Origin of the sequence: Nostoc sp. UCD121 (assembly GCF_014222285.1) — a bacterium.
Lineage (GTDB): Bacteria > Cyanobacteriota > Cyanobacteriia > Cyanobacteriales > Nostocaceae > Nostoc.
The window spans coordinates 16,094-42,166 of record NZ_JACKZS010000031.1; the positions used below are offsets into that span (position 1 = coordinate 16,094).

At 42.8% G+C, this 26,073-nt stretch carries 18 protein-coding genes and 2 pseudogenes; 9 read left to right on the plus strand and 11 right to left on the minus strand.

Going from position 1 to position 26,073, the window contains the following annotated elements; translation table 11 throughout:
* Positions 1 to 29 precede the first annotated feature (29 nt).
* From GNF10_RS09475 to GNF10_RS09485, 3 genes are all read right to left on the minus strand, one after another.
* On the minus strand, positions 30 to 947 hold the full coding sequence (locus GNF10_RS09475; protein WP_185583301.1) for an LD-carboxypeptidase: 918 nt from the start codon (positions 945 to 947) through the stop codon (positions 30 to 32).
* Between the two features lie 135 nt (positions 948 to 1,082).
* Positions 1,083 to 1,625: a CDP-diacylglycerol--glycerol-3-phosphate 3-phosphatidyltransferase gene (pgsA, locus tag GNF10_RS09480; RefSeq protein WP_185583299.1), complete on the minus strand. Its 543-nt coding sequence runs from the start codon at positions 1,623 to 1,625 to the stop codon at positions 1,083 to 1,085.
* A 201-nt stretch (positions 1,626 to 1,826) separates the two neighbouring features.
* Positions 1,827 to 2,957 (minus strand): response regulator transcription factor, encoded by a 1,131-nt coding sequence (locus GNF10_RS09485; protein WP_185592038.1) that lies wholly within the window; start codon positions 2,955 to 2,957, stop codon positions 1,827 to 1,829.
* Between the two features lie 316 nt (positions 2,958 to 3,273).
* On the opposite strand from GNF10_RS09485, the gene GNF10_RS09490 reads away from it, so the two are divergent.
* Positions 3,274 to 5,181, plus strand: a complete 1,908-nt coding sequence (locus GNF10_RS09490; RefSeq protein WP_185583295.1) for a calcium-binding protein — start codon at positions 3,274 to 3,276, stop codon at positions 5,179 to 5,181.
* 204 nt (positions 5,182 to 5,385) lie between these two features.
* Complete coding sequence (locus tag GNF10_RS09495) at positions 5,386 to 6,816, plus strand: aspartate ammonia-lyase (protein ID WP_185583293.1); 1,431 nt, start codon at positions 5,386 to 5,388, stop codon at positions 6,814 to 6,816.
* A gap of 180 nt (positions 6,817 to 6,996) precedes the next feature.
* Here the strand turns inward: GNF10_RS09495 and GNF10_RS09500 are convergent.
* Positions 6,997 to 7,203 (minus strand): annotated as a pseudogene (locus tag GNF10_RS09500) (cation transporting ATPase C-terminal domain-containing protein); the annotation flags it as partial.
* Positions 7,204 to 7,209: 6 nt separating this feature from the next.
* Here GNF10_RS09500 and GNF10_RS09505 point away from each other — a divergent pair.
* The 6 genes and pseudogenes from GNF10_RS09505 to GNF10_RS09530 all read left to right on the plus strand — a co-directional run.
* A pseudogene (locus tag GNF10_RS09505) lies at positions 7,210 to 8,000 on the plus strand (ATP-binding protein); the annotation flags it as partial.
* A 166-nt stretch (positions 8,001 to 8,166) separates the two neighbouring features.
* On the plus strand, positions 8,167 to 9,138 hold the full coding sequence (locus tag GNF10_RS09510) for a DUF362 domain-containing protein (protein ID WP_185583291.1): 972 nt from the start codon (positions 8,167 to 8,169) through the stop codon (positions 9,136 to 9,138).
* 895 nt (positions 9,139 to 10,033) lie between these two features.
* On the plus strand, positions 10,034 to 10,219 hold the full coding sequence (locus GNF10_RS09515; RefSeq protein ID WP_185583289.1) for a hypothetical protein: 186 nt from the start codon (positions 10,034 to 10,036) through the stop codon (positions 10,217 to 10,219).
* Positions 10,220 to 10,580: 361 nt separating this feature from the next.
* The gene (locus GNF10_RS09520) at positions 10,581 to 11,093 is read left to right on the plus strand and encodes an inorganic diphosphatase (RefSeq protein ID WP_114084032.1); all 513 of its coding nucleotides are present in this window, start codon (positions 10,581 to 10,583) and stop codon (positions 11,091 to 11,093) included.
* 136 nt (positions 11,094 to 11,229) lie between these two features.
* Positions 11,230 to 11,613, plus strand: coding sequence for an aspartate 1-decarboxylase (gene panD / locus GNF10_RS09525; RefSeq protein WP_012409102.1), 384 nt, complete (start codon positions 11,230 to 11,232; stop codon positions 11,611 to 11,613).
* Between the two features lie 11 nt (positions 11,614 to 11,624).
* Positions 11,625 to 12,527 (plus strand): MBL fold metallo-hydrolase, encoded by a 903-nt coding sequence (locus GNF10_RS09530; RefSeq protein ID WP_185583287.1) that lies wholly within the window; start codon positions 11,625 to 11,627, stop codon positions 12,525 to 12,527.
* Between the two features lie 173 nt (positions 12,528 to 12,700).
* Here GNF10_RS09530 and GNF10_RS09535 read toward each other — a convergent pair whose 3' ends face one another.
* From GNF10_RS09535 to GNF10_RS09550, 4 genes are all read right to left on the minus strand, one after another.
* On the minus strand, positions 12,701 to 13,918 hold the full coding sequence (locus GNF10_RS09535) for an HhoA/HhoB/HtrA family serine endopeptidase (protein WP_179074818.1): 1,218 nt from the start codon (positions 13,916 to 13,918) through the stop codon (positions 12,701 to 12,703).
* 315 nt (positions 13,919 to 14,233) lie between these two features.
* Positions 14,234 to 15,556, minus strand: coding sequence for a D-alanyl-D-alanine carboxypeptidase (locus tag GNF10_RS09540; protein WP_185583285.1), 1,323 nt, complete (start codon positions 15,554 to 15,556; stop codon positions 14,234 to 14,236).
* Positions 15,557 to 16,105: 549 nt separating this feature from the next.
* Entirely contained in the window at positions 16,106 to 17,176 is a 1,071-nt protein-coding gene (locus GNF10_RS09545; protein WP_185580076.1) for an LOG family protein, read from the minus strand.
* A gap of 450 nt (positions 17,177 to 17,626) precedes the next feature.
* Positions 17,627 to 19,393: a pentapeptide repeat-containing protein gene (locus tag GNF10_RS09550; protein ID WP_185580073.1), complete on the minus strand. Its 1,767-nt coding sequence runs from the start codon at positions 19,391 to 19,393 to the stop codon at positions 17,627 to 17,629.
* Between the two features lie 532 nt (positions 19,394 to 19,925).
* Between GNF10_RS09550 and GNF10_RS09555 the strand changes: the two genes are divergently transcribed.
* Positions 19,926 to 22,922, plus strand: a complete 2,997-nt coding sequence (locus tag GNF10_RS09555; RefSeq protein WP_185585878.1) for a zinc-dependent metalloprotease — start codon at positions 19,926 to 19,928, stop codon at positions 22,920 to 22,922.
* A 126-nt stretch (positions 22,923 to 23,048) separates the two neighbouring features.
* Here GNF10_RS09555 and GNF10_RS09560 read toward each other — a convergent pair whose 3' ends face one another.
* The 3 genes from GNF10_RS09560 to GNF10_RS09570 all read right to left on the minus strand — a co-directional run bounded on the left by GNF10_RS09560 (position 23,049) and on the right by GNF10_RS09570 (position 25,945).
* Positions 23,049 to 23,783, minus strand: coding sequence for a DUF1995 family protein (locus GNF10_RS09560; protein ID WP_185585883.1), 735 nt, complete (start codon positions 23,781 to 23,783; stop codon positions 23,049 to 23,051).
* Positions 23,784 to 24,269: 486 nt separating this feature from the next.
* Positions 24,270 to 24,497, minus strand: coding sequence for an antitoxin (locus tag GNF10_RS09565; protein WP_185585879.1), 228 nt, complete (start codon positions 24,495 to 24,497; stop codon positions 24,270 to 24,272).
* 278 nt (positions 24,498 to 24,775) lie between these two features.
* Complete coding sequence (locus GNF10_RS09570) at positions 24,776 to 25,945, minus strand: cysteine desulfurase family protein (RefSeq protein WP_185585880.1); 1,170 nt, start codon at positions 25,943 to 25,945, stop codon at positions 24,776 to 24,778.
* Positions 25,946 to 26,073 lie beyond the last annotated feature (128 nt).

A 26,073-nucleotide genomic window follows, 5' to 3' on the forward strand; every position in this document is an offset into this window, starting at 1 on the left:
ATCTAGATGATGGAATATTTGCAAAAAACTTATGGCGCGTAGCTTGCCGCCGTAGGCATCGCTAATATTCCCGCATCCCCATTTAAAGTTACCTCTACACCCACTGGTAAAGCTGCATTGGGACTATCGTGACCAAAAGGTAAGTCAGAGACAATCGGAATACCTAAATCGCCCAAGCGATCGCGCAATACTTCTTCTACACTAAAGCTAGATATAGTTGGCGGCGCTTCACAGCGAGTAAAACCGCCTAAAGCTATACCGCAGACTTGAGACAAAGCACCGCTCAAACGCCATTGTGTCAGCATTCTATCGATGCGATAAGGTGCTTCTGTGACATCTTCTAACGCCAGTATTACACCATCCAAATGTGGCAGGATTGGTGTAGCTAAAAGGTTAGTAGCCACCGTGAGATTACCTGCTAGCAAAGTACCAGTCACCACGCCGCCACCCCACCCGCAACCTTTTAGAGGTGCGAGAGGACGACCTTCTACCGAATCGAATAATCGCTCAAGTGACCAATCTGGCTCATCTGCCAAAGTTGTCAGCACAGGAGCATGAACGCCGGAAATTCCTGCTATATAAAGGCTCCACAATAAAGCTGTGATATCAGAAAAGCCAATCAACCACTTGGGAAGGGCTGAATTTTGTTGCCAACTCCAATCTTCTAAAATGCGGGTGCTGCCAAAACCACCTCTAGAACAGAGAATACCGCGACAATCAGGATCTTGCCACGCTGCTGCTAATTGCTGACGGCGGGTTTCGTCCGTTCCTGCCAGATAACCCCATTTTTCATCTATCTGAGGACTGGTTTCTACTCGATAACCACGCGATCGCCAAATTTCTAAACCCCGTTCAAATGCCTCAAATTCTCGCAAAGCACCACTAGGGGCAATTACTCGTAGTAAGTCTCCGGGTTTTAGGGGCGGTGGTAAAATTTTGGCTGGCATGAAAATATTTAGGGGTGAGGAGAGACGCGATTCATCGCGTCTGTACAAGGGGTTAAGAATAAAGACTATACCTTAGAACTCCGATCAAATTTTATTGAAATCATTTTTGAAAGCGATCGCCACAGTGGTTTTATTTTATGTTCGCTTTGTATCTAACCGTGGATTTTCCTTCGCTGGATTTTGCGGTATCAGGTAAATACCCCCAGAGATTAAAGTTAGGGCAACAGAAATCCAAAAGGCAAGTAAAGAGGGAGTTCGCCACACTTCACTCAAAGGCGCAATCAAAAGTGCGATCGCAACTATTTGACTAACAGTTTTGAGTTTACCCCAAATATTCGCCCCGGTAATCGTCGTTTGATTCACCCGCCAACCAGCGATCGCTAATTCTCGCGCTAAAATCAAAAACACTCCCCAAGCGGGCACTTTTCCTAATTCAATAAAAACCAACAACGGCGCAAGTACCAGAAGTTTATCCACTAAGGGATCGAGAAATTTGCCCAATTCGCTAATTTGGTTGAGTTTCCGCGCCAAATAGCCGTCTAACCAATCAGTCAATGCAGCAACGAGAAAGATCGCCAAACATATCCACTGAGCTTGAGGTGTGGGATTATATAAACCGTAAAGCAGAAATGGTATCCCCAATAGGCGAGAGAAGGTAATCCAGTTAGGTAAAGTCATGATTTGGGTTGAGGAATTATCTAATAATTTTAACCAAGCAAATAATCACCCTAATGTCAAATGTAAATCACTGACTAAATCGGGTACTGGTAATATATCTTGTTCATTTTTTAAATATGATTGCTTGTTGCTGAGGCGGATACACTAAAATACCATATTTCTCAAATATTACGACACAAAAAACTACACTTGAATCGGCATTTAAAGATTGATAATACCCAATTTCTGTAATGCGTACATGACCCCACCAAGACGGCTTTGAACATCAAATTTTTTGTAAATATTTTCCAAATGTTTCTTAACTGTACGATCGCTCATTCCCAACTGCTTGGAAATCTCATGGGTACTCCGATCTCTCGCTACCCAAAATAGCACCTCAGCTTCCCGTTTGGTTAACCCCAGCATTTCTAAGTATTTAACTGAAAACACATGAGGCTGAATTTCTTCCAATAGCAGGTAAACCCGTTCAAGTGCTGCATGATAATTCAGTCTCACCGTCAGCTGAGTTCCATTGTATTCCAGGTAAAGTGGACTCATAGGAGAAGGAATCTCAGTTGACTGTTTTAGTAAAGATATTTGATGATTTATCCATCTTTGAAGGATTTCAGGTAGCAAGTTTGGCAGCTTTGATAGTGGACAATATTTATGTAGCAATTCTCCAGCTTTTTGGCTTATCCACTCCACTTTGCCGTCAAGAAATAGAGCAATTAAACCTACTTGTTCAGTTGCCTGATTTAGCTGGCTAAGTTGTTCTTGTACTTGAGTAAACGCGGCAATGTTCTGATATGCCTGCTCTAACTGCGGACGAATTAAATTCAGAATCAAGCGATCGCGCTCAGTGAAGTTCCGGCGATCGCGGTTGATTGTTAAAACTAAGTGGTCTTGTCCTTGATGAAACTGATCGGCATTCCCTATGGAAGGAAGCTCAAAGTGAATCGCCATCTGATCCTTCAACCCAAGGGACTGAAAAAAAGCATAAAAAGCTTCTCTGCGTTGGAACTCTGACTCACTAAAAAAATCTGAAATTGCTAGTGCTTGTCCATCCAGTGTTTTGACATAACGTTTTGCAACTGGATGAGTAAAAAATTTTTGACGTTGAGATGTGAATGATTCCGCAGCCATGCCTACTTCAGGATCGGGAAACGCGTAGAACCGAGGTAAGAAGGGTGTACCCCGAATCTTGAAACTGCCTATTGCAAATGTTTCTGCACCTACTAACTCTGGTAAAGCTGTCAGTATTTGTATGGGAAATTTATCAATACTGCAAGGTGCATAAAGCGATCGCACAAAAAGCAGAATCGTCTGCAAATCATTTTGTGACAAACTTTTCACGGCTTTTTATAGGTAGATGGTTACTGCTTCACAATTAACTACGGCGATCGTCGTATTGTTTTCGTAAAAAAGTTTTGTAATTATACTAGCAGTATTTTTACTGGACAAAATACTGCTCAGGGAAATCCCTGAGACAGATAAAACATTTGTAAAACTCGCAATGATGCGAGAAATCGTGAAAAGCCTATTAGTGGTGTCTACAAGACGCTATACATAGGTAACTTTAGTGCGAAAAAACACGAAGCTTTGTAAAGGCTAGCTTGAACGATTTCTCTAATAATTTTCTAACATCCTCTAACTTAAGGAGAAGCTCATTATGGCAGGTACCAATTTTGACGATATACATATTGGAACCGGAGGCAACGATATCCTGGACGGCTTCGGTGGAAACGATATCCTGAGTGGTTTAGGCGGCAACGACACTCTTAGAGGCGGTAGCGGCAACGACACCCTCAGAGGCGGTAATGGCAATGATTTACTCAATGGGGGTACAGGTGCTGACAGCCTTGATGGGGGTGACAACAATGACACCTACATCGTAGACAACGTACTTGATGTAGCAGCCGAACAATTTAGTGATGCTTTGGGTGGTGTAGACACAGTAGAGGCTTCAGTCAGCTATACCCTGAGTGCTAACTTGGAGAACCTGACTTTAACAGGGATAACAGCAATCAACGGCACAGGGAACGCTCGGAATAATGTCATCATCGGCAACAGTGGCAACAATGTACTCTCCGGGTTGGATGGGAATGATACTATTAACGGCGGAGCAGGCAACGATAACCTTTTTGGTGGTAGTGGCAACGACACTCTCAGAGGCGGTAATGGCAATGATGTCCTCAATGGGGGTACAGGAGCCGATAACCTGGATGGTGGCGATGGCAATGACACCTACATCGTAGACAACATACTTGATGTAGCATCCGAAGTATTTGGTGACGCTTTGGGCGGCATAGACACTGTACAGGCTTCAGTCAGCTACACCCTGAGTACTAACTTGGAAAACTTAACTTTGACAGGGGTAGCAGCGATTAACGGCACAGGGAACGCCAAGAACAACGTCATCAACGGCAACAGTGCCAACAATGTACTTTTCGGCTTGGATGGTAATGATCAACTCAATGGAGGCGCTGGCAACGATGAACTCAGAGGCGGTAGCGGCAATGATTTCCTTTTTGGGGGTACAGGTATCGACAACCTAGATGGTGGCGATGGCAATGACACCTACATCGTAGACAACGCACTTGATGTAGCATCCGAAGTATTTGGTGATGCTTTGGGCGGCGTAGATACGGTAGAGGCCTCAGTCAGTTACACCCTGAGTACTAACTTAGAAAACCTGAATTTGACAGGGTTAGCAGCAATTAACGGCACAGGGAACGCAAAGGATAATGTCATCAACGGCAACAGTGGCAATAATATACTCTCTGGGTTGGGTGGTAACGATAAACTTTTCGGGTTGGATGGTAATGATCAACTTAATGGAGGCGTTGGCAACGATGAACTCAGAGGCGGTAGTGGCAGCGACACCCTCAGAGGCGGTAGCGGCAATGATTTCCTTTTTGGGGGTACAGGTATCGACAACCTGGATGGGGGTGATGGTAATGACACCTACATCGTAGACAACGCATTTGATGTAGCATCCGAAGTATTTGGTGATGCTTTGGGCGGCATAGATACGGTAGAGGCCTCAGTCAGTTATACCCTGAGTACTAACTTAGAAAACCTGAATTTGACAGGGTTAGCAGCAATTAACGGCACAGGTAACGCCAAGAACAATGTCATCAACGGCAACAGTGCCAATAATATACTCTCTGGGTTAGGTGGTAACGATACTATCTTTGGTGGGTTGGGCAACGACATTCTCAGAGGTGGTGCCGGAACTGACAGTCTTATCGGCGGATTGGGTAACGATGTATTCGATTTCGACTTGATTTCAGACAGTCAACCTGGTGTACTGCGCGATGTCATCAGTGGTTTCGTTGGCAACGGTTTTGGATTAGGCGATCAAATCGATTTATCTACCATTGACGCTAACCCATTTTTAGCAGGCAACCAAGCCTTCACTTTCGGTGGCGGAGGACTCGGCAATCTCAGTTATAGCGGAGGCATCCTTCGAGGTAATCTCGATTTCGATGCTGCTGCTGAATTTGAAATTCAGATCGCAGGAGCGCCAGCACTATTTGTAGCGCTAGGAAATCCTGGAAGCGACATTATCCTTTAAGTAAAGATACATTGAATACTCAAAGGGAGAGGTGACACGCTGCCTCTCCCTTTTTATGTACCATTCTGAGTATAAGATTAATTAAAAATAGAATAAAAAGCCGTCCTGGAAGTGCGTAGCTCTAGACTCATTTTTCCGATAAAAAGCGCCTGAGTATCATTTGCATGGCATGATCTGTACTTTAAAGATCATCCAAACAATACTATGACTGAAAATATAGATTTTCGCATCGAACGCGATTCGATGGGCGATCGCCAAATTGCTAGTAGCGTTTATTACGGCATTCAAACACTTCGGGCTATCGAAAACTTCCCTATTAGCGGCATCAAGCCTTTAGCTACCTACGTAGATGCTGGATTAATCATTAAAAAAGCTACAGCAATTGTCAATGGAGAATTAAATTGTATTCCCCAAGATATTAGTCAGGCGATTGTGCATGCAACTGATGAAATCCTGGCTGGGAAGTTCCGGGATCAATTTGTCGTGGATGTTTATCAGGCGGGTGCGGGAACATCTCACCACATGAATATCAACGAAGTTCTCGCAAATCGCACCTTAGAAATTCTGGGTGAAGAAAAGGGCAATTATAAACGCGTTAGTCCCAATGATCACGTTAATTATGGGCAGTCTACCAATGATGTGATTCCTACCGCAATTCGCATTGGTGGATTATTGGCATTATCCAAGACATTACACCCAGCAATAGATAGTGCGATCGCATCCTTAGAAAACAAAGCTGTAGAATTTCAAGATATTGTCAAATCTGGCAGAACCCACTTACAAGACGCAGTACCTGTGCGCTTGGGTGAGAATTTTCGGGCTTGGGCGCATATTCTTACAGAACATCAAAACCGGATTTACACCGCCTCTGGTGATTTGATGGTGCTGGGTTTGGGAGGTAGTGCAGCCGGAACGGGTTTAAATACTCATCCTTTATATCGCGCCCGTGTAGTGGAAATTCTTTCAGAATTGATTAATACTCCTTTAGAACCTGCGCCCCATCTCATGGCAGCCATGCAGAGTATGGCCCCATTTGTAAATGTTTCCGGTGCTTTACGCAACTTAGCGCAGGATTTAGTCAAAATATCTCACGATTTGCGGCTGATGGATTCGGGGCCAAAAACTGGTTTGAAAGAAATTCAACTCCCCCCAGTGCAACCCGGTTCTTCGATTATGCCAGGGAAGTATAACCCAGTGATGGCAGAGATGACATCAATGGTGTGTTTTCAGGTGATGGGTTACGACAGTGCGATCGCATTAGCCGCACAAGCGGGACAATTAGAATTAAATGTGATGATGCCGCTTATTGCCTATAACCTAATTCACAGCATCGAAATTCTGGGTAATACCATCGCTGTCCTTACAGAACGTTGCATTGAGGGAATTACTGCCAACCAAGAACGTTGTTTAGCTTATGCCGAAGGCAGTTTAGCTTTAGTAACCGCACTAAATACCCACATCGGTTATTTAAACGCTGCTGCTGTCGCCAAAGAATCTTTAGAAACTGGTAAATCTCTACGCCAGATTGTTCTAGAACGCGGATTGATGAATGAGGCAGAATTAGCCGCAGTGTTAAATCTAGAACAGATGAGTGCTATCTTACCTCTGAGTCGAGAATCAAAGCAGATCAATTAGTGTCAATTTTTTTTAACGTAGACGCATTAGCGAAGCGGTAGCGACGAAGGAGCGTCAGCGGCTTGCCGCAGGCTACCACAGAGGCGCAGAGTACACAGAGAGAAAAATAAGTAACTGAGCCAAAAAACCTCTCATGAGTCTGCGTTCTCTGCGTTCTCTGCGGTTCGTTTTTGGCTGTATTTAATTTGGCGGATCAAAACGATTTACTACTGTAGCCCACAAAATCATTGGTGAACCAACTGCTAAACAAAATAACCACTGTTGCAAGTTTAATGGTGCTGTTTCAAAAACTTCATTAATTAACGGCACATGAGCAAAGATAATTTGCAAAATAATTGCTCCTAAAATCCCAAAGCCAATAGCGGGAATATCAACGTTCTCTTTAATTATGCCGAGTTTTTTGTCTTCCATCCAGAAGGCAAACTTAAGTCATTGCGTTCCCTGAACCAAAAGCAGTTATGGCAAGCATTTTAAATTTTGCTCAATTTGCTCCAAATTATGGCTATTGCTTTAAATAAGCGGGTAGTGCTGATTTTGCAGAGTTTTCCGCACATTCGCTCTTGGGATCATAATGGTTTGTGGGAAGCCACATTCAGACGAGAAATCAATGTACAAAGTCATGTCAGCTACGTTTTAGTAGCAACGATCGCTGAAATCAGCCATCATCCAGATGAGACAAACTACCCTTTAGAAACTATACAGTTAGCTCCTTTAGCTAATGACGTTTTAGCATTGTGGGCGAGATATTGCATAAACAAGGAATGAAATTTGATTCTCGCTCCCAAGCACTGCAATTATTTTTAGATGCTGTCCAAGGACACATTGGCGACGCAATGGCAATAATTCGCCGCCTGCAAACTTTTTCTTTTCCTGATGGGTTAATTAGTGAATCAGCAGTACAGCAGGCAATAGAAGGATTGCTCAAAGACTTGTCTTTAGTTTTTGAATCTTTACTCATGTTATTGCCAGCAAATCAGGTGCATCTTTTAGAATCTTTGGCTTTAGATCCTACAGATAAACCACAAAGTAAAGAATATATTCAAAAACATGGTCTTTCAAGAGGTGGTAGCCTTCAGGGTTCGCTGACTGGATTACAGAACAAAGGTTTAATTTATAATGCTGAACAGGGTTATCAACTAGCGTTACCTTTATTGGCTTTATGGTTGCGGCAGAGGTTAAGCTAGTACCGCAGAGCGGAATTAAAAATTAAAAATTAATACAGCGTAGGCGTTTCGTTGATTTAGAATGTGTGGCTTATTTACGGCGTGCTGTACTAGTACGCGAGATTTTAGAGAATTGGTATAAATAGGAAGATAGAAGAATATCTTCATTACTGGTAATTTATTATCCATGCAGACTCAAAAATCATCTGTCAGTCTCATCCGGGCTACATCTTATGAGCGAGAGGCTTTACGAGAATCTTTAGTCACACTGCTGGAACCTTTTGGAGGAATGGCAGCATTTGTAAAAAAAGGCGATCGCGTTTTACTAAAACCCAATCTACTTACAGGCTCACGTCCTGGTAAAGAGTGTATCACCCGTGCCGAACTAGTTTACGAAGTTGCCCAGATGGTAATTGAGGTTGGCGGTAAGCCATTTTTGGGTGATAGTCCTGCTTTTGGCAGTGCCAAGGGCGTAGCAATAGCCAATGGCTATCTGCCTATTTTAGAAGAACTCAATCTTCCCATCATCGATTTTCAAGGTCAGCGTTACCAAACTATTAGCGACAATTTTAACCATCTACGTCTGTCAAAAGAAGCAATGGAAGCAGATGTAGTGATTAACCTACCTAAAGTAAAATCTCATGCTCAATTGACATTAACACTGGGCGTAAAAAACTTGTTTGGTTGTGTCCCCGGCAAAATGAAAGCTTGGTGGCACATGGAAGCCGGGAAAGATGCGAATAGATTTGGTGAAATGTTAGTAGAAACTGCCAGGGCTATTAACCCTAACTTAACCATATTAGATGGCATCATCGGTCATGAAGGAAATGGCCCTAGTAATGGTGAACCTCGCCAACTGGGTATTTTAGCAGCCGCATCAGATATATTTGCATTAGATCGGGCAATGATAGAAATCCTCAATGTTTCTCCTGAACAAGTGCCTACAGTTGCAGCTTCTCAAAGGCTAGGAGTTTGTCCAGAACTTGCTGACATAGAATTTCCGCATTTAAATCCTGACTTATTAAAAATAGAAGATTGGCGGCTACCAGATAAGTTAATGCCCATTGATTTTGGTATGCCCCGCGTCATTAAGTCTACGTTTAAGCATCTTTACACCCGATTTATCAAAGAACCAATTAGTGTTTACGGAAGGAACTAGGGACTGGGGACTTGGGACTGGGGAGTTGAAACTTGAAAGTTCATGCTCAGAAGCTCAACTTTTAAGTTTTAACTCGCTTTCCCTTCTACCCAATCCCAAACTTAGTGCAAACTTCGTTACAACAATTTCAGTTATTAGCAGAGTAATCTGTAATTACCCTCCGATTGCTTAACCAGACCGCCCTATTATATTTAGTGGCGGTTTTTTTAGCTGATACGCCACCTTCTAAAATATTATTTACTCTACCTATATATAGATTGACAAAAATACCGTGATATCACACAGATTTTAAGATTTAAATTCTAAAATATTTGTTTAGTGTTATCACTGAATCTATGTTGCCCAAACAGTTAATGTATCTGTATTTCTTCGGGAATTATGATTGGTTATAAAAAACATTCCTACCATTTCTTCTTTGGTGTCAAATATTTGTGTGTATAACTACCGGATAACAATCGAAACCATTGATAGATATTCAGTGCTTTCGCGGTTTTGTGTCCTGTATCACAAATAGACAATTCCAGTAAGATGACCTTATCAAAGGCATTTTAGGATGTTATAATCATGAAGTATCAGACAAATATGTTTTGCTAATTAATCTTTAAGCAGCGAAAAAATGTAATTTATGATGCTGTCAAAATTGGCTTTGCGTATGCAAACCATTACACCATACAGGGAAACATCTAAAAATATTAATTACAAAATAAAACATCATTTGTTTAGTTGTAATTTTGTATTAAGAACTCCATGTATAAAAAGGCTATTATGACAGTTGTATAACTGGTTTAGATTGTAAGATGCTACACATTTTACAGTTTAAAAATAGCTAACATAGCATTAAGACTCTCAATCAGAGAGTAGACCTACACAGTGTTACGAATAACTTCAACTTTGTATGAATTCAAATAGCCAGTCTGCCAATACCGACACATATTCCCAACGTTTGGCAGACATTGTGGGAACTGCGATCGCTCTGTTGACTCTTACCCTACCCGTATTTGTCATCGCCCACTATTCTTCAACTAATGTCCAAAATAACCAGCAACCCCTGATTCAAAACCTACAAGGAAGTAAAGATTGATAAAGTTTTCTAGTAGCATTTCATCAGGAATAACCTGAATTTGTATAGTGTGATTCCAGGTTTCGGGTGTCTTGACAAAGTAGGGGCAGAAATCCCTCCAACAGCAATCAAGGGCGGGAGAAAATAATACCCTCTTGGAAAAAGCGTTGCGAAGTAACTTCGCAACGCTTTTTCCATTTTTCAGAGGAGTGGTGAGACAAGGGAGACAAGGGATACAAAGAATTATTGAACAATTCTCTTCCCAATTCCCAATTCCCAATTCCCAATTCCCCATCAGAGATCCATATTGCCCTAAAATTCTACACGGGGAGCGAAGCTGACTGAGTGCCCCCATGATTCACTGTTATCAGAGGACTTTTTTGTGGACTTATCTCGTATTCCTGCCCAACCGAAACCCGGTTTAATCAACGTTCTGATTGAAATTACTGGCGGAAGTAAAAATAAATACGAATACGACAAGGAACTAGAAGCTTTTGCTCTAGACCGAGTACTTTATTCCTCGGTTAAATATCCTTATGACTACGGCTTTGTACCCAATACTTTGGCTGAAGATGGCGATCCCCTGGATGGTATGGTCATAATTGACGAGCCAACTTTCCCAGGCTGTATTATTGCTGCGCGACCAATTGGCTTCTTGGAGATGATTGACGGTGGCGATCGCGATGAAAAAATCCTTTGTGTTCCTGACAAAGATCCCCGCTACACTCAGGTAAAATCCCTGAAAGACGTAGCGCCACACCGCTTAGATGAAATTGCCGAATTTTTCCGTAGTTATAAAAATTTGGAAAAAAAGGTGACTGAAATTCTCGGTTGGCAAGATGTGGATAAGGTTGCAGCTTTAGTAGAAAAATCCGTCAAAGCTTATAGAGGATAATAGAAGAGTTAGGAGTTAGGAGTTAAGAGTTATAAATTTTTATTCCTCAATCCTAACTCCTTTACAGACGCGATTAATCGTGTCTCTACTCATAAATTTCGTTTGTTACGAAACTGCCACTAAATCCTAAACCAGAATGCAGCGTACTCTCCTTTTGGCAAAAATTCATAATTGCACCCTTACGGGGGCGAATATCAACTACGTGGGTAGTATCAGCATCGATGAAATCCTTTTGGAAAAAGCTGGGATCTTACCTTATGAGCAAGTGCAAGTAGTTAATAGTGCCAACGGTCAGCGTTTTATTACTTATGCGATCCCGGCTCCAGCCCATTCAGGAGTAATTGAGCTAAATGGGGGTGCGGCACGTCTAGGCATTATTGGCGATCGCTTGATTATAATGACTTACGGGCAGTTCACTCCAGAAGAGTTAAAAAATTACTCTCCTACGGTAGTCATTGTGGACGAAAAAAACAGGCTGTTGGAAGTTCGGCGCTACGATGACCTGCTCGTTAAGGTCTAATTTGAAGGAAAATGTCAAATTTTGAGTTGTCGGATTCCCAGAGCTACATACCTGAAAAGTCTGCTACTCTGCCAAGTAGCCCAGCAGGTGAGTTTATTGTGCAATTTTGGGGTGTACGGGGTTTAATTCCTACCCCAGACACCAGCACCCACCGCTATGGTGGTAATACTGCTTGTGTAGAAATGGCTGTAGGCGGGAAACGCTTGATTTTTGATGGTGGCACTGGTTTACGCATATTGGGTAAAACTTGGCAAGAACTACAACAGCCAATACAAGCCCATTTATTTTTTACCAACTGCCAATCAAACCGAATTCAAGGGTTTCCCTTTTTTGCTCCTGCATTTATTGGAGAAAATTGCTTTCATATTTATGGCACAGCTGCCTCAAATAGTGCCTCAATCAAACAATGTCTGTACGATCAGATGCTCCAGCCCCACTTTCCTTATCCCTTACAGGTAATGCAGTCGGAGTTGCAGTTTTACAATCTGACTCCAGACAGTGATGTAAAGCTAGATGATGTGATCATTACAACGGCATTAATCAATCAAACTCAGCGCTCAGTTGGCTACCGAGTTAGTTGGCAAGATTATAGTGTTGCCTACGTCACGGATTTGCACCAGAATGCCGAGCAAGTGGAGCAAGAGCGGATTTTAGAGTTTATTAAAGGCGTTGATTTACTGATTGCCAATGCCACTTACACTCCCCCTACGTCTCACAACCATGACTCTGCTGATTTACTCTGGCAAGCTGCGGTAAATGCAGCTTTGAATGCTGGTGTGCAACGGCTAGCCATTTCTCATCATCACCCAGATGACCATGATGATTTTCTCGATCGGGTTCAAGTCGATATTAAATCTGCCTTTCCTGAAGCAGTATTAGCCCATGAAGGTCTAGTTTTAGCTGTTGGTAAGTGATTTGACTCTATTGGCAAAATGGAAATTTACCCCAGATTTAAGAGAGCGGAATTCGTGGCTACACAGGTAAAGTCCGCCTCCGCGGACTAAGAAAAAATTAAGGGTTTGAAACCCACGGAGGTGGGTTTTGTTTGTGTAGACGCGGTTTCTAACCGCCCTTTTAACTATTGCTCCTACGAAGCATTTTGCAACTCGGCTGTACGGATTGAAAGCTGCTGTGTCTGATTACCCCGTTGCACTTTCACCTGTAATACTTGACCAAGACGACTGTCTTCTACAACGTTCTGCAACTGTTCAGCGCTGGTAATAGCTTTACCATCAACTTGCAGAATTACATCCCCGCGCCGGATACCGGCAGATGCAGCTGGAGAATTGGGGACTACTCGCATGACAAAAACACCATTAATTTCTGGTATTTGAATCGGAGAGTTGGGATCGGTGTTATTTTGCTTGGCAAGATCGGGTGTTAAAGTTAGCATTTGCACACCTAAATAGGGGTGAGCAACTTTGCCATCACGTTGCAGTTGCGCTGCGATCGCTTTCGCTTTATCAATAGGAATGGCAAACCCAATACCCATCGCGTCGGGACGAATCGCTGTGTTAATGCCAATCACTTCACCTTGACCATTTAATAGCGGCCCGCCAGAGTTACCTGGGTTAATGGCGGCATCGGTTTGAATAAAGTCTAAGCGTTTGTCGCTAATGCCAACTTGGGCGCTGGAACGTTTGAGAGTACTGACAATTCCCAAAGTAACGGTGTTATCAAATCCTAAAGGATTACCAACTGCGATCGCCCAATCTCCGACTTGGACATTAGTGGAAGAACCCAAGGGCGCGACTGGTAAATCGTTACCAGCGTTAATCTTGACTACTGCCAAATCTGTAACTTCATCAATGCCTTGAACTTTTCCTTCAAAGGTGCGGCCATCTTTGAGTCGGACTGTTACCTTATCAGCCTTATCGACCACATGAGCGTTAGTCATAACTAAGCCGCTCTTGTCAATAATGAAACCTGAGCCTAAACCGCGTAACTGCTCAGAAGGGGGCATTTGTTGCGAGAAACCGTCACCAAAAAACCGACGGAAAAATGGGTCTTCCATAAATGGATCGACGCGACGAGTAATTGTTCGTTCAGTATCAATGCGAACAACTGCTGAACCGACACGATTCACTGCTGCGGTGACAAAGCTACTACTACCGATCGCACCCGTGGCTGGTGATTGTCGTTGGGCAATCAGTTGTGAAGTATCTGCATCTGTTATTGGGGGTGCGGGTTCGGCTTGGGAGGGCAACACCTGCAAGGTGCTAACCGTTAGCACAACTCCGAGCGCGATCGCTAAAACATAACTACTGAGTTGACGTATGGATCTGGGTAATTTGGGAAATCGCATAATCACAACCTAATTTATAAGCTTAATTGTTGCTTAGTCGTGACAAATCTATTTACAGTTATTTTTACTTCAGGTTTCGCTTGCCTTCCCAATCCTGTGGTTAGAGCATTTTACGAGTTACCTATAATCAAGTTAATGGAAAATTTAACCCAAAAGCTATTATGGACATTCACCCTTTACAAGTTCGGTTTTTACCCATCAATAAAACTTTTGGATTGCTAATAAAACTAGAAGTTTCCAAGTAGTGACACCGATACAAAGGAGATGTGGGACACCCATGCTCACTTTTGGTTCAAAACCCGATCAGATGATGAACTAACTTTTGAATAAAATTTCATTTCGACTCGCTGCACCTAGCTGGGGTAAAGAGTTGATGGCTGAGTGGGGAGTGAGGTTAACAGGAACGGTGAGAGGTAGTTGTAATTGTTTAACAACACTTTGCAGTAGTTGGTCTTGTCCAGTCCGTAAACCCCAAACATTTGCGCCACGGTTGATAATAGCAAACCAAACCAAACCGCGATCGCGTGTGGGCATGACTCCGGCTAAAGCGCTCACATCTCTAAGAGTGCCAGTTTTGATTACAGTAGATAGAGGAATGTGTCGAGAGTGTAGCGTTCCTCGGTGATCAAACCCAGACATCGGGAACAAGTCAGCCAGATTTAGCTGATGGGCAGATGCCTCACTTTGAATAGCCATCAACATTGCACAGGCAGCCCTGGGGGAAATGCGATTTTCGGGGCCTAGTCCAGAACCATTGATTAACTGAATTTCCACTTGTGGCACTCTTGCAAGGTTAGCAGCAGTGGATTGGACTACAGCTGCTCCTCCCACTGAATCTGCTAGCATCTCTGCCATCTCGTTGTTACTGTAAACATTCATTTCCTTGATTAGTTGCTTCAAGGGTAACGAGCGATGACGCAGTAACAAAGTTTGTTGGGGGTTTGGTTGTGCCTCAACTTTCACCGTACCCGAAATGACAACTTGAGGCTTGGGCGTTCCCTTAGCCATGATTGAGTGAATGTAAATAGCAGGGCGGCCCCAAGTTGCACGATTTAGTGTTTGCTTGAGCATCATACCTGCCAGCATCGGCTGCCGTTGGAAATTCATGGCAAAAATGCCATTAATGATTAAATTTCCCTTTATCTGCTTGATACCCATTTTATTAAGAGTATTACCAAGAGCGATCGCTTCTTCCCAAACAAACATCGGATCGCCACCGCCTCTAATCACCAAATCGCCTTGCACAACTCCATTTACCACTGGCCCAGTGATACTCACCAAAGTATCAAATTGGTAATCTGGGCCCCAAGTTTTCAAAGCAACTAGTGAAGTGGCAATTTTGGTTAAAGAGGCAGCAGGGAGAGGTGTCGTACCTTGGTGATTTGCCATCAGCATTGGCCCTGACTGCATCCAAATTCCCTGACTCTCAGCCAGATTTTGCCCCACCACTTTTGATGTGATCAGCTTTTTCAGATATTCCTGCACCGTAGTTGCCCCAGCTGGATTGGGATCGGGGGCAAGAACTAAGCCAGGGCTACTTTGCCAAGTTAAAGCATCTAAGGCATCTAGAGGCTTGATTTGTACCCCGGCCATTTCCAGCCAGAGTGACACCAAACCTGAACCCAATAATTCCAGCATATTTCATTCCTCTATATGTGTTTAGGATGTTCTATATTATTTCCTGTGCTAATATACACGCTTTTTTAAGCAGATCAGCATTGAGTCACAATAACTGGTGCATTAAACATCTGAAAGTAAGGTGAATCACATGATTTTCGTTATACTTTTTACAAAAAAGACTGACCCTGAGAGCCACATCTCTTGAAAGTCAGTATAAATGAGGCAAAGCGAATTGACTCTTCATATTTCATCACTTTTTATTAAAAAAATGATAATATTTTAGATACATTGGAAATTTCTCTTCAATACCTCTTTCAAAGTCATCCTAAAGCAGACATATCAGTAAGTTAAATTATGAAGGCATCAAAATCATCCAACATTTTTTTCGTCTATCTAGCCTGAGATAAACTGAAACAAAGACATTGGAGTGGTGAGAAATTTTTTGCGATCGCCTACGTTATTATGTCGCTTTCATAGAGTCAAATCTTTAACGATCTAAAAGATATTAAACTGGCAATAAGCCTGTCAAAAATATTGGGATACGGGTGGAAAATCCACCCCTAAAATCTACTTTCTTTCTGGGTGTGCTGCATCTTCTGATGAAGCATTACCCATTTGGTTAATTGTGGCAATCATTTGATACAAACGCCCCAAGTCGCGTTGATTGAAGTGCAGAATAAGGCGGGGTAGTTCAACCGTTTCATCTTGTGCTTCTTGAGGTAATGCCTGACTTTTTTCAATCCGTCCTTTAACAATAATGTCACTGAAATCAGCATTGAGTTGCTCTACAAGATAGTCTGATATATCTGTCTTCAGGCGGATGACTAATTGCTCGCCTACATATCGGGAGGAATGATAAACCTGGTAAAAACGAGTAATAGCGTCACAAGCCACATCCAGGTTGTCTGTCACCGTGTAAAGGCTGGGGTCTTCAGAACTGACAAGACCATTTTGCACTAATTGCTTATCAATATATTCGCTCCAAGACCGCCAGTAATCACCACCAGGATGGTCAATTAAAACTAGAGGTACTGGGCCAAACTTACCATTCTGGCTTAATGTCATACATTCAAAAGCTTCATCTTGAGTGCCAAAGCCTCCCGGAAATAAGGCTACAGCATCACTTTCTTTGAGGAGAAAAAGCTTGCGAGTAAAGAAATATTTGAAAATAATTAGCTTGGGATCGCCCTCTATAAAAGGGTTTGCTTCTTGTTCAAAAGGTAATTGAATATTTAATCCAAAGGAATTTTCTCGTCCAGCACCTTCGTGACCCGCCTGCATGATTCCACCGCCACCGCCAGTCATCACCATAAACCCTAATTGAGAAACAGCGCGAGCAAACTCAAGGGCCATTTGGTACTCTGGCGTATCTGGCGCTAGACGAGCAGAACCGAAGATGGTGACTTTGCGAACGTGTCGATAATCATAAAAAAGCTGGAAACCGCGTTCCATATCTGCTAACGCAGCCGACAATATTTTCCAATCGAGACGCTCAATTTCGGTATCAGCTAGACGAACAATAGTAGCAAGTGCTTGCTGAATAAATTGCCGATTTTTTAATGTCGGTAAGCGAGTAATCAATTCAGCGATATCCGCCTGTAAAGACTCTAATGTGTCAAACGACGCAGATGAAGTCATGAGAACTGCCGCAACAATGGCATTATATTCTACGTGAATGACTTACACTCTAGCAAGCGGGATATAGCTCTGTGATGTACAGTTAGCAAACTCAGAACTGGTTTTGAGGTGGTATTGCTCATTACCCAAGCTGAGATCCCCATCTTTTAAGATTGGAACTCGGAAGTTGGTGTTCGGAACTCGGAAAGTCGTGTTTAGAACTCGGAAGTTGCACCTTTGAACTTGAAAGTTGCACCTTTGAACTCGGAAGTTGCACCTTTGAACTCGGAAGTTGCACCTTTGAACTCGGAAGTTGGTGTTTAAAGTTTGGGTTTTACCTTTCCCCTCGTGGTATTGCCTAATTGCGGGATGATTTGGCAACTTTCTTTCATTCCCCCCTGCTTCCTTTACCTCAGAAGCTTGCTCCAATTCATCCCACTGTTATGCAACACCCCCCTCATCCCCCTGATTTCAATTCAACCCCAGTTGTTCTTTCAATGCCTCCGGGATATTAACTGCTGTCTCTAATCCCCGCACGCCTTCCCATTGCTGTTTTTTACCCCAGGTCATTTTTTCCATATTGGCATCGCTGAGGTCTGCACCACCGAGAATGGCGTAACTTAGATTACTGTGGCTGAGATTCGCGCCATTGAGGATTGCACCACTCAGGTTACTGCCACTGAGGTTAGCACTGTTAAGGTTGGCATGGCTGAAGTCTGTACCGAAAAGGATTGCGTCGGTGAGGTCAGCTTCGCTGAGGTCGGCTTCGCTGAGAATCACTCCACTGAGGTCAGCTTCGTTGAGACTTACCCGACTCAGGTTTACGCCGCTAAGGTCTGCGCCTAAGAACATTGCACCGTTAAGTCTGGCATTGTTTAGTTTGGCACCATTAAGTTTGGCATAGCTAAGGTCAGCAGCCATGAGGATGGCATCACTAAGGTTGGTGCTGAAAAGAATTGTATCGCTGAGATTAGTACCGTTGAGGATGGCGTGACTCAAATCAGCACCACTGAGGTCGGCGCGGCAGAGGTCAGCATGATTAAGGTTGACGTTGCTGAGGTTGGCTTCACTTAGATTCGCACCAAAAAGGATGGCGTTGCTGAGGTCGGCGCTACTGAGGTCGGCGCTACTGAGGTCGGCGCGGCTGAGGTCGGCGCGATTCAGGTCGGCGCGGCTGAGGTTGGTACTGCTAAGGTCGGCGCGATTCAGGTCAGCGCGGCTAAGGTTGGCACAGCTAAGGTTAGCACCACTAAGGTTAGTGCTGCTGAGGTCAGCCCCACTAAGGTTAGCCCCACTAAGGTTAGCCCCACTAAGGTTAGCATCGCCGAAGTTGGCACAGCTAAGGTTAGCACCAATGAAGTTTACGCCAGTTAAGTTGGCATCGCCGAGATAAGCAAGGCTGAGGTCAGCACCGCTAAAGTCTGCCCCGGTAAGGTTGGCATCTCCCAAGTAAGCACTACGAAAGTTACCACCTTTGAGGAATTGCCCGACTATACTGCTAAAGTTGCCAATGTCTAGGGAATCGCTATAGTTAATGATCCGCAGCAGTTGGGATGTGAAAAAATTGTCTGTATCTGGTTGGGCTGATGGATAGAAGGTAATTTTTTCTTTGAGTTCATCTTGCTCTTGGGCGTAGCGGTGTAACTCTAACAGTAAAATCAGTACGTTCAACCCTGTATAGATGTCTACCTGTCTCAGCCCGATCGCAATATTTTGAGTTGCTAGCTTTAATTTTGTTTTCTGAGGCAGGTTATCATCTGGTGTAGCATCAATAAATTCTCCCTGACACCAGCGACGATAAAAATCTTCTAGTCGCCAGAAAAGCACTTCTGGGTCAATCTTTTGACTAGTCACAACCAATTCCATTATTTGGTTGACTATTTCTAATTTCAGCGCTCCATTGCCTAGTAAATCATAAATCTCTTCATACATCTGGCGGTCGCGCACTTTTAAGCATAACTCTGATGGTAGCGGCCCCGATATGCGATCGCCTATCTTAGAAGTCAAACTGCTCTTTGATATTGTCCATTTTTCTAAGCTTTCTTGCAGTCTTTGAAACCATAAATCTTCCTGTAAATTACCTTGAGAAAATTTAACGCTTTTGTTTACTTTAATACTTTTTCCTAGAGATAAACCGACTTTAGTTTCCACCGATGTAGTCTTTGGCATCTCTTGTAAGCTTATATCCCTCACATAATTTCTCAGCAGTTGCCAAACTTGAGATAAATATGTTGACATTTCTGTGTCCGTTGTTACATTTAAATTACTGTTTTGATAATCTGGAACTAAAATTTTTTCTCTGTTACTTTGTTTATCATTGCCAAAATAAATAGTATCAATAAATACTACACGAAAAATATCATGTGTTGTCGATATTTATGATGGGCTATACTGACGGCGTTTTTGAAGCGTAGCTTCTCGCTAACCCTTAGCCACATCAAGCTTCGTCTCTTGATGTAAATAAGTGCGATCGGAAAAATTCTTCCAAAAATCAAGTATTTTTCCGACTTTGGTTGATTTGTGATACTTTTTTCCAAAGATATTTACTAGTCTGATGTAAAAATAATACTTACTCATCGTAATAGACGCAATTGTTAGGAAAAATCCATCTGTACAACAGCGTGAACATTACGGAAAAATGGCAACTAAAATTGAAGTCTAAACTTTATTGCTTTATATAAAGCAGCTGAAAGAATTAGCAAAAAGCAGGCTACATAACTTTGCAAAAGTTAAAACTTAACTACCGAATCGTTATTGGGGGATTGATGCGATGAACAACAGATTAACTTTTTATATGATTTTGTTACATGGTTTATTTTTAGGAATAACAACAGCTAACGCCAAATCACCATTTGTCAATGGAATTGCTCCAGATTTTTCAGCGAACCATAAGGCTGTGGGGGTTGTAAAAGGCGTAGTTACAGCCAATAATCAGTTAACGACAGAAACTTCTTCAACTAAAATCTCAGCATTATCGCTAAATAGTATCAATATTTCTCAGAAACAGAGGCTACCATCAGGGCAAGTATGGGTGGTTAATCAAAATAAACACGTACAGCCTCAACCGTTTATTTGGGTAGTAAAAGATTCTAAAAAAGCAGGACAGCAACCATTTTTGCAAGTTGCAAAACCCGCAGAAAAGCCTAAGCCTGCCAAAACACCAGCAGCAAAGGATGATTTAGAGGTTTTTGATGAAGTAGTGAAAGACACCCAAAAGTCAGGGGGGCTGTTCACTCTTTATCGCAATAAAGAAAAGAATAAAATTTATTTAGAAATTAAGCCAGAGCAACTCAATAAAAATTACCTCGCTACGGCAACCCTAGAATCGGGCATTGGGGAAAGGGGTATTTACAGTGGTATGCCTCTACAAGATTTTTTGTTCTATTTCCAACGGGTAGATGATAAATTAAACTTTGTCATCCGCAATGTCAATTTTCGCACTCGTGAGGGAGATCCTCAAGTGCGATCGCTAGCTCGGTCTTTTAGTGATTCTGTACTCTACAGCATCTCCATAAAAAGCATTCATCCCCAACGCAAAACTCTTCTCATCGATTTGGGCGATTTATTACTGACAGATTTAGGCGGATTATCTACAAGTTTAGGAGTCCCAGCAACTACAGATCAGTCCTATTTTGGTACTGCTAAAGCTTTTCCTCAAAACTTAGAAATTGAGTCAGTTTTAAATTTCTCTGGTGGCGGTACCCCTGACAGTGAAACCCCAAATTTTGGTTCGTTAGCTGATAACCGTGGCTATACCTTGCGCGTCCACTATAGTCTCTCCCAGCTACCTGATAAAGATTATCGACCGCGCCTTGCTGACGAGCGCATTGGCTATTTCATCACCGCCTACCAAGATTTATCCAAAGACGATAAGGGCGATTCTTTTGTGCGTTACATAAATCGCTGGGATTTGGAAAAACAAGACCCAAAAGCATTAATTTCTCGCCCCAAAAAACCGATTGTCTTCTGGATTGATAATGCTGTGCCCTTGGAGTACCGCGATGCGATGAAAGAAGGTATCCTAATGTGGAACAAAGCCTTTCTCAAAGCGGGATTCAAGGATGCAATTGAAGTCCGCCAAATGCCAGATGATGCAACATGGGACCCAGCAGATATTCGTTACAACACAGTTCGCTGGATTAACACAGTCGATGGTTATTTTGCAATGGGGCCATCCCGCGTTAATCCGTTGACTGGAGAAATTTTGGATGCAGACATTCTCGTAGATGCCAGCTTTGTCCGGGCGCTTAAAAATGAGTATCGCAAAATTGTCCAACCCAGCCAAACACAAAGCCAGACGACCTTATCAGCTTTGATGCAAAATCGTCTACTTTGCGCCAATGGTTTAGATGGCAAAAATAATGGTGTACCCAAGCAGATGCCAGGGCAACAAGAGTTGTTGAACCGTTTATCTAAAATGGCAGGCGAGTACGATTTATGCTACGGAATGGAAGCTGCTAACCAGTTTGCCCTTGGTTCCCTGGCGATGTCACTATTGCCAGATAGCATGGCCACTCCAGATCAGGTGAAAGAATATACCAATCAATATTTACGTTTAATCATCGCTCACGAAGTTGGACATACTCTTGGTTTACGTCATAACTTTCGTGGTAGTACTCTGTTAGCACCAGAGGAGATGAATAATACGGAAATTACCAAAAATAAAGGTCTGACAACTTCCGTAATGGACTACATTCCCCCAAATATTGCCCCTCAAGGCACAAAACAGGGAGATTATTTTCCTAGTATGGTAGGGCCTTATGATGAATGGGCGATTAAGTACGGCTACATTCCAATTAAGACATCAACTCCCATAGCAGAAAAGCCAATTTTGGAGGAAATTGCCAAACAATCATTTAAGCCAGAGTTGAGTTATTCTACAGATGAAGATGTCTATGACCTTGACCCAACTGCTGATGCTTGGGATAACAGTGGTAATGTCCTGCTTTATTCTCAGTGGCAGTTGAATAATTCGCGGGTGATGTGGGAACGTCTCGATAAACGTTACCCATTAGCTGGTGATAGTTACAGCGATGTCAGCGAGCGTTTTAGTACAGTATTGGGTAACTATTTTCAACAAATATATTACACCACTAAATACATCGGCGGACAGTCTTTTTATCGTATTCACCCTAGCGAAATCCCCTCTGGAGTTGGGCAAAAGCGATTACCATTCGAAGCAGTACCAGTTAAAGAACAACGACAAGCTTTAGAAACCTTGCAAAAATATTTGTTTGCAGAAGATGCTCTGAGCTTTTCACCCGAACTACTGAATAAATTAGCACCTTCCCGTTGGCGACATTGGGGTAGTTCTCCCCAGGTTGGTCGTTTGGATTTTCCTATTCATGACTTAGTGCTACTCATGCAGGGTTCTGTATTGCGAGATTTACTCTCCGGCGATCGCCTCTCTCGCCTCAAGGATATTGAACTTAAAACTAAGGCAGAAAATGCACTGACTCTACCGGAACTATTTGACACTTTGCAATCAGGTATCTGGACAGAAGTAATCAAACCAAAAGGTAAACCAATGAAGATTGCCAGTTTACGGCGAGGCTTGCAGCGCCAATACCTGGACATTTTGACTAATATGGTGTTGCGAAAAGAATATGTCCCAGAAGATGCTCGGACTCTAGCTTGGTATAAACTCAAACAACTAGATGAGAAACTCAAAGGAGTTAATTCTGAAGATGAATACACCAAAGCGCATTTATTAGAAACACGCGATCGCATCGAGAAAGTTTTGAATGCACCATTGCAAGCGAATTAAACAAGTTGTAGAGACGCGATTAATCGCGTCTCTTTGGCAAAATACATCAAGTTTCTGTTTTAGAAATAAAAAACTCAATATGAGGCAGCAGATGAGCGAGTTTCCTCCTGCTACCTCTGCATTATCTTAACTACTCAACGCTTTTAGAAAGCGTTGCAAACTCTTAAACACACTGGGCTTTTTCGCAGATGTCGCCTCTGTTGCTGTTTGCGGTTGCCCTTTTAAAAGAATGAGATCCAAATCATCACCCGATGGTTTGGTGGGTAATTCGGCAATTCTCTGATATTCGCCGTTGGTTTCTAGCCAAACTTCCCATTGTCCAGGGTAGCAGCGATATAGGGCACTTTCATCATCTATAGGACGAAGGTAGTAGACGGATTCAATGGTACTGATAAAGCGATCGCGGATTTTTCTCGCTGTATAACCAATACCCACAGTTCCAGCATCTTCTAAGCGGGGATTTAAGAAGACTAAAGGGCGATCGCCTATTTCTTGACATAGCTTTTCCACCTGCGGTACTTCTACGGAAGTGGGGACAATGAATAAGAAAATTTCGTCCTCTGGCTGAATTTTTGTTTGCAAAGAAGCAGTCCTTCCCGTACCAATATCCAAAATTTGAAATGGTGCATCTGTCCAATTGCGACGGGCTAAAGCCGCAGCACCCGCGTCAGCAAAGAAAATCTTCAAACGGGAACCGTATTCTGTAAACAGTGGCAGAAATTGTTCCGCCACCGGCATAAACTTGAGTTCTGGAAACAGTAACTCAACTTGTATGCGATTACAACCATCAGCAAGGGCAGCTTGGACGGCTGTACGAGATTGGGCGATCGCATCTTCAAGGGTATTAGGAAGTTCACTCATAGTTTTTTGTGTCACTTTAGCATTACTTCCATTGTTCCAGTATTGGCTATGATTGAGGGAGTAAACACAAAGCTGTTTTACATCCAAAATTTAGAGTGCGATCCGATCGCACAGAAGACACACTTAAAATTTTATCTGTTAGAAAAAGACTCGTTTAAAACTTTCAGCGACAATGGCATAGAGCGCCGATCAGATAAAACCTAGATATTTTGATACGCGATACGCAAGCAAAATCCCTGCAATACCACCGATAACGCTAAAGAAGATCGAGGCGAACGATAGCAAACTTCCACCCCACAAGACTGGGATGTAGCTGCCAATGGTAGAGCCAATGAACACCCCAATCCCAATGATGAATTTATTCATTCAAGAAAAGCCTCAAAAGTCATAAAAATTAAGTCGTGCTTGAACTCCTTTATCCAGTACTTTTTGGGGTTTTTGCTTTATTAGGTAAATGCAGATGTTTGTATCAAGCAGGTATCGCATTTAAAAGCTCTCTCTGGTGTCGAGGAGTGGCTGATCTCTGCTAGTCATGAAGTCATCAGAAAAATTGTCTAGACTATCAATAAGGGATTCCCAAGGGTTGTCTTTGGCAATGAGGACAATGGGATTACCAATTTTTTTGATATAAACTTCAGTACCAGTGAGTTGAAAGTCTTCGGGTAAAATAACTATTTGGTGAGTGCCATCAGTGGTGAGTTTTGCAGTGTTCATGATGTTTTATCCTTAAATTAGCTAGCATTTCATAACCTAGTCGTGCATGAAGTTACGCTTCCTTTTCTCTTCCAATTTTTCCCGTAATCCCTGAATTAAGTTGCTCTACGTATTGCTTATGTTCCACAAAAGCTACTTTATTGAAAGTGGAAGCAGCGACTCTAAATACTCAACGCGATTCTGATTACAGGAACCCAACTTCCTATACAACTCCAAGAGGTAGCTTCTAGGTGAATTTTTTTAAAGTCATCGAATTTTTGATTATTCTTTATAAGAATTTAACGCTTAACTAAAGATAAATCTGGTGTCAGTCTCTGCAAAACTTGCTTCAATACCATTACCGTCCAATCTATATCAGCTTCAGTTGTATCACGCCCCAATGTGATGCGAATTCCCCCCAAGGCGGCTTTTTCGGAATAGCCCATCGCTAACAATATCGGGCTAGGACTAAGTTTACCACTGTGACAAGCAGCACCAGCACTGATGCCGATGCCAGCAAGGTTTAGCTGTCGTACCAAGGCTTTACCGCTAAGTTTTTTGCCATCAGCGTTTTCTAAGCACATACTGACATGGTGAGGTAAACGATCGCTAATATCCCCTGTAGGAATTAAACCAGGAATCTCAGCTAATTGAGCAAAGGCGCGATCGCGTAACTCAATCAATCGTGGTGTTTCTGTAGCCAATTCTTGCGCTGCCAATTCTGCTGCTACACCAAACCCGGCAATTATCGGTACTGCTTGCGTACCAGAACGCAGCCCCATTTCTTGCCCACCACCACCCAATAAGGGCATCAATTCCACACTAGGACGCACATACAGCGCCCCTACACCTTGTGGCCCATATATTTTATGACTGGAAAGGCTAACTAAGTCTACGTCTAGTTGTTGCACATCTATGGGTAAGCGTCCCGCAGCTTGCACTGCATCGGTGTGGAACAAAGCGCCGTGCGATCGCACAATTTTACCCAATGCTGCGATCGGTTGCACTGTCCCTACTTCACTTTGACCGTAAATTATGGAAACCAAAACTGTGTTATGTCGCAACGCCGCCTTTAAATCTACAGGATTGACTCTACCTTTAATATCTACAGACAAGCGCGTAACTTCCCAACCCCACATTTCTAGTAACTTTACTGTTTCTGAAATTGCGGAATGCTCGACGCTGGAAATAATTAGATGTTGAGGAACAGCATACAACCGAGCCACACCCATAATCGCTAAATTATTTGCCTCAGTGCCACCAGAGGTAAAAACGATTGATTCAGGATTGGCGGCGTTAATTAAACCAGCAACTTGAACTCTGGCTTGTTCAACAACCGTTGCAGCCCGTTGTCCCCACTCATGTAAGCTGGAGGGATTGCCCCACTGTTGAGTCAGGACTGTTTGTATAACTGCGATCGCTTCTTTTCGAGTGGGGGTAGTAGCGCTGTAATCTAGATAAATTTGCATATAGCCGATAATGGTGAGAACACACTTGGTAATAGGCTGGCGATCTTTTCAGAAGATGCAGTTTACCTGGATAAATCCTGAAAAAAATCTTGGCAATTCTGCATCTAGGAGTAGATTTTTCCCTTTGT

What these genes read in the sequence shown, in the direction of transcription:
- GNF10_RS09545 (WP_185580076.1), bottom strand. Translation starts at nt 17,176, where the DNA reads ATGACTTCATCTGCGTCGTTTGACACATTAGAGTCTTTACAGGCGGAT.
- GNF10_RS09535 (WP_179074818.1), bottom strand. Translation starts at nt 13,918, where the DNA reads ATGCGATTTCCCAAATTACCCAGATCCATACGTCAACTCAGTAGTTAT.
- GNF10_RS09530 (WP_185583287.1), top strand. Translation starts at nt 11,625, where the DNA reads ATGTCAAATTTTGAGTTGTCGGATTCCCAGAGCTACATACCTGAAAAG.
- panD (WP_012409102.1), top strand. Translation starts at nt 11,230, where the DNA reads ATGCAGCGTACTCTCCTTTTGGCAAAAATTCATAATTGCACCCTTACG.
- GNF10_RS09475 (WP_185583301.1), bottom strand. Translation starts at nt 947, where the DNA reads ATGCCAGCCAAAATTTTACCACCGCCCCTAAAACCCGGAGACTTACTA.
- GNF10_RS09495 (WP_185583293.1), top strand. Translation starts at nt 5,386, where the DNA reads ATGACTGAAAATATAGATTTTCGCATCGAACGCGATTCGATGGGCGAT.
- GNF10_RS09540 (WP_185583285.1), bottom strand. Translation starts at nt 15,556, where the DNA reads ATGCTGGAATTATTGGGTTCAGGTTTGGTGTCACTCTGGCTGGAAATG.
- GNF10_RS09555 (WP_185585878.1), top strand. Translation starts at nt 19,926, where the DNA reads ATGAACAACAGATTAACTTTTTATATGATTTTGTTACATGGTTTATTT.
- GNF10_RS09490 (WP_185583295.1), top strand. Translation starts at nt 3,274, where the DNA reads ATGGCAGGTACCAATTTTGACGATATACATATTGGAACCGGAGGCAAC.
- GNF10_RS09565 (WP_185585879.1), bottom strand. Translation starts at nt 24,497, where the DNA reads ATGAACACTGCAAAACTCACCACTGATGGCACTCACCAAATAGTTATT.
- GNF10_RS09570 (WP_185585880.1), bottom strand. Translation starts at nt 25,945, where the DNA reads ATGCAAATTTATCTAGATTACAGCGCTACTACCCCCACTCGAAAAGAA.
- GNF10_RS09515 (WP_185583289.1), top strand. Translation starts at nt 10,034, where the DNA reads ATGAATTCAAATAGCCAGTCTGCCAATACCGACACATATTCCCAACGT.
- GNF10_RS09550 (WP_185580073.1), bottom strand. Translation starts at nt 19,393, where the DNA reads ATGTCAACATATTTATCTCAAGTTTGGCAACTGCTGAGAAATTATGTG.
- GNF10_RS09560 (WP_185585883.1), bottom strand. Translation starts at nt 23,783, where the DNA reads ATGAGTGAACTTCCTAATACCCTTGAAGATGCGATCGCCCAATCTCGT.
- pgsA (WP_185583299.1), bottom strand. Translation starts at nt 1,625, where the DNA reads ATGACTTTACCTAACTGGATTACCTTCTCTCGCCTATTGGGGATACCA.
- GNF10_RS09510 (WP_185583291.1), top strand. Translation starts at nt 8,167, where the DNA reads ATGCAGACTCAAAAATCATCTGTCAGTCTCATCCGGGCTACATCTTAT.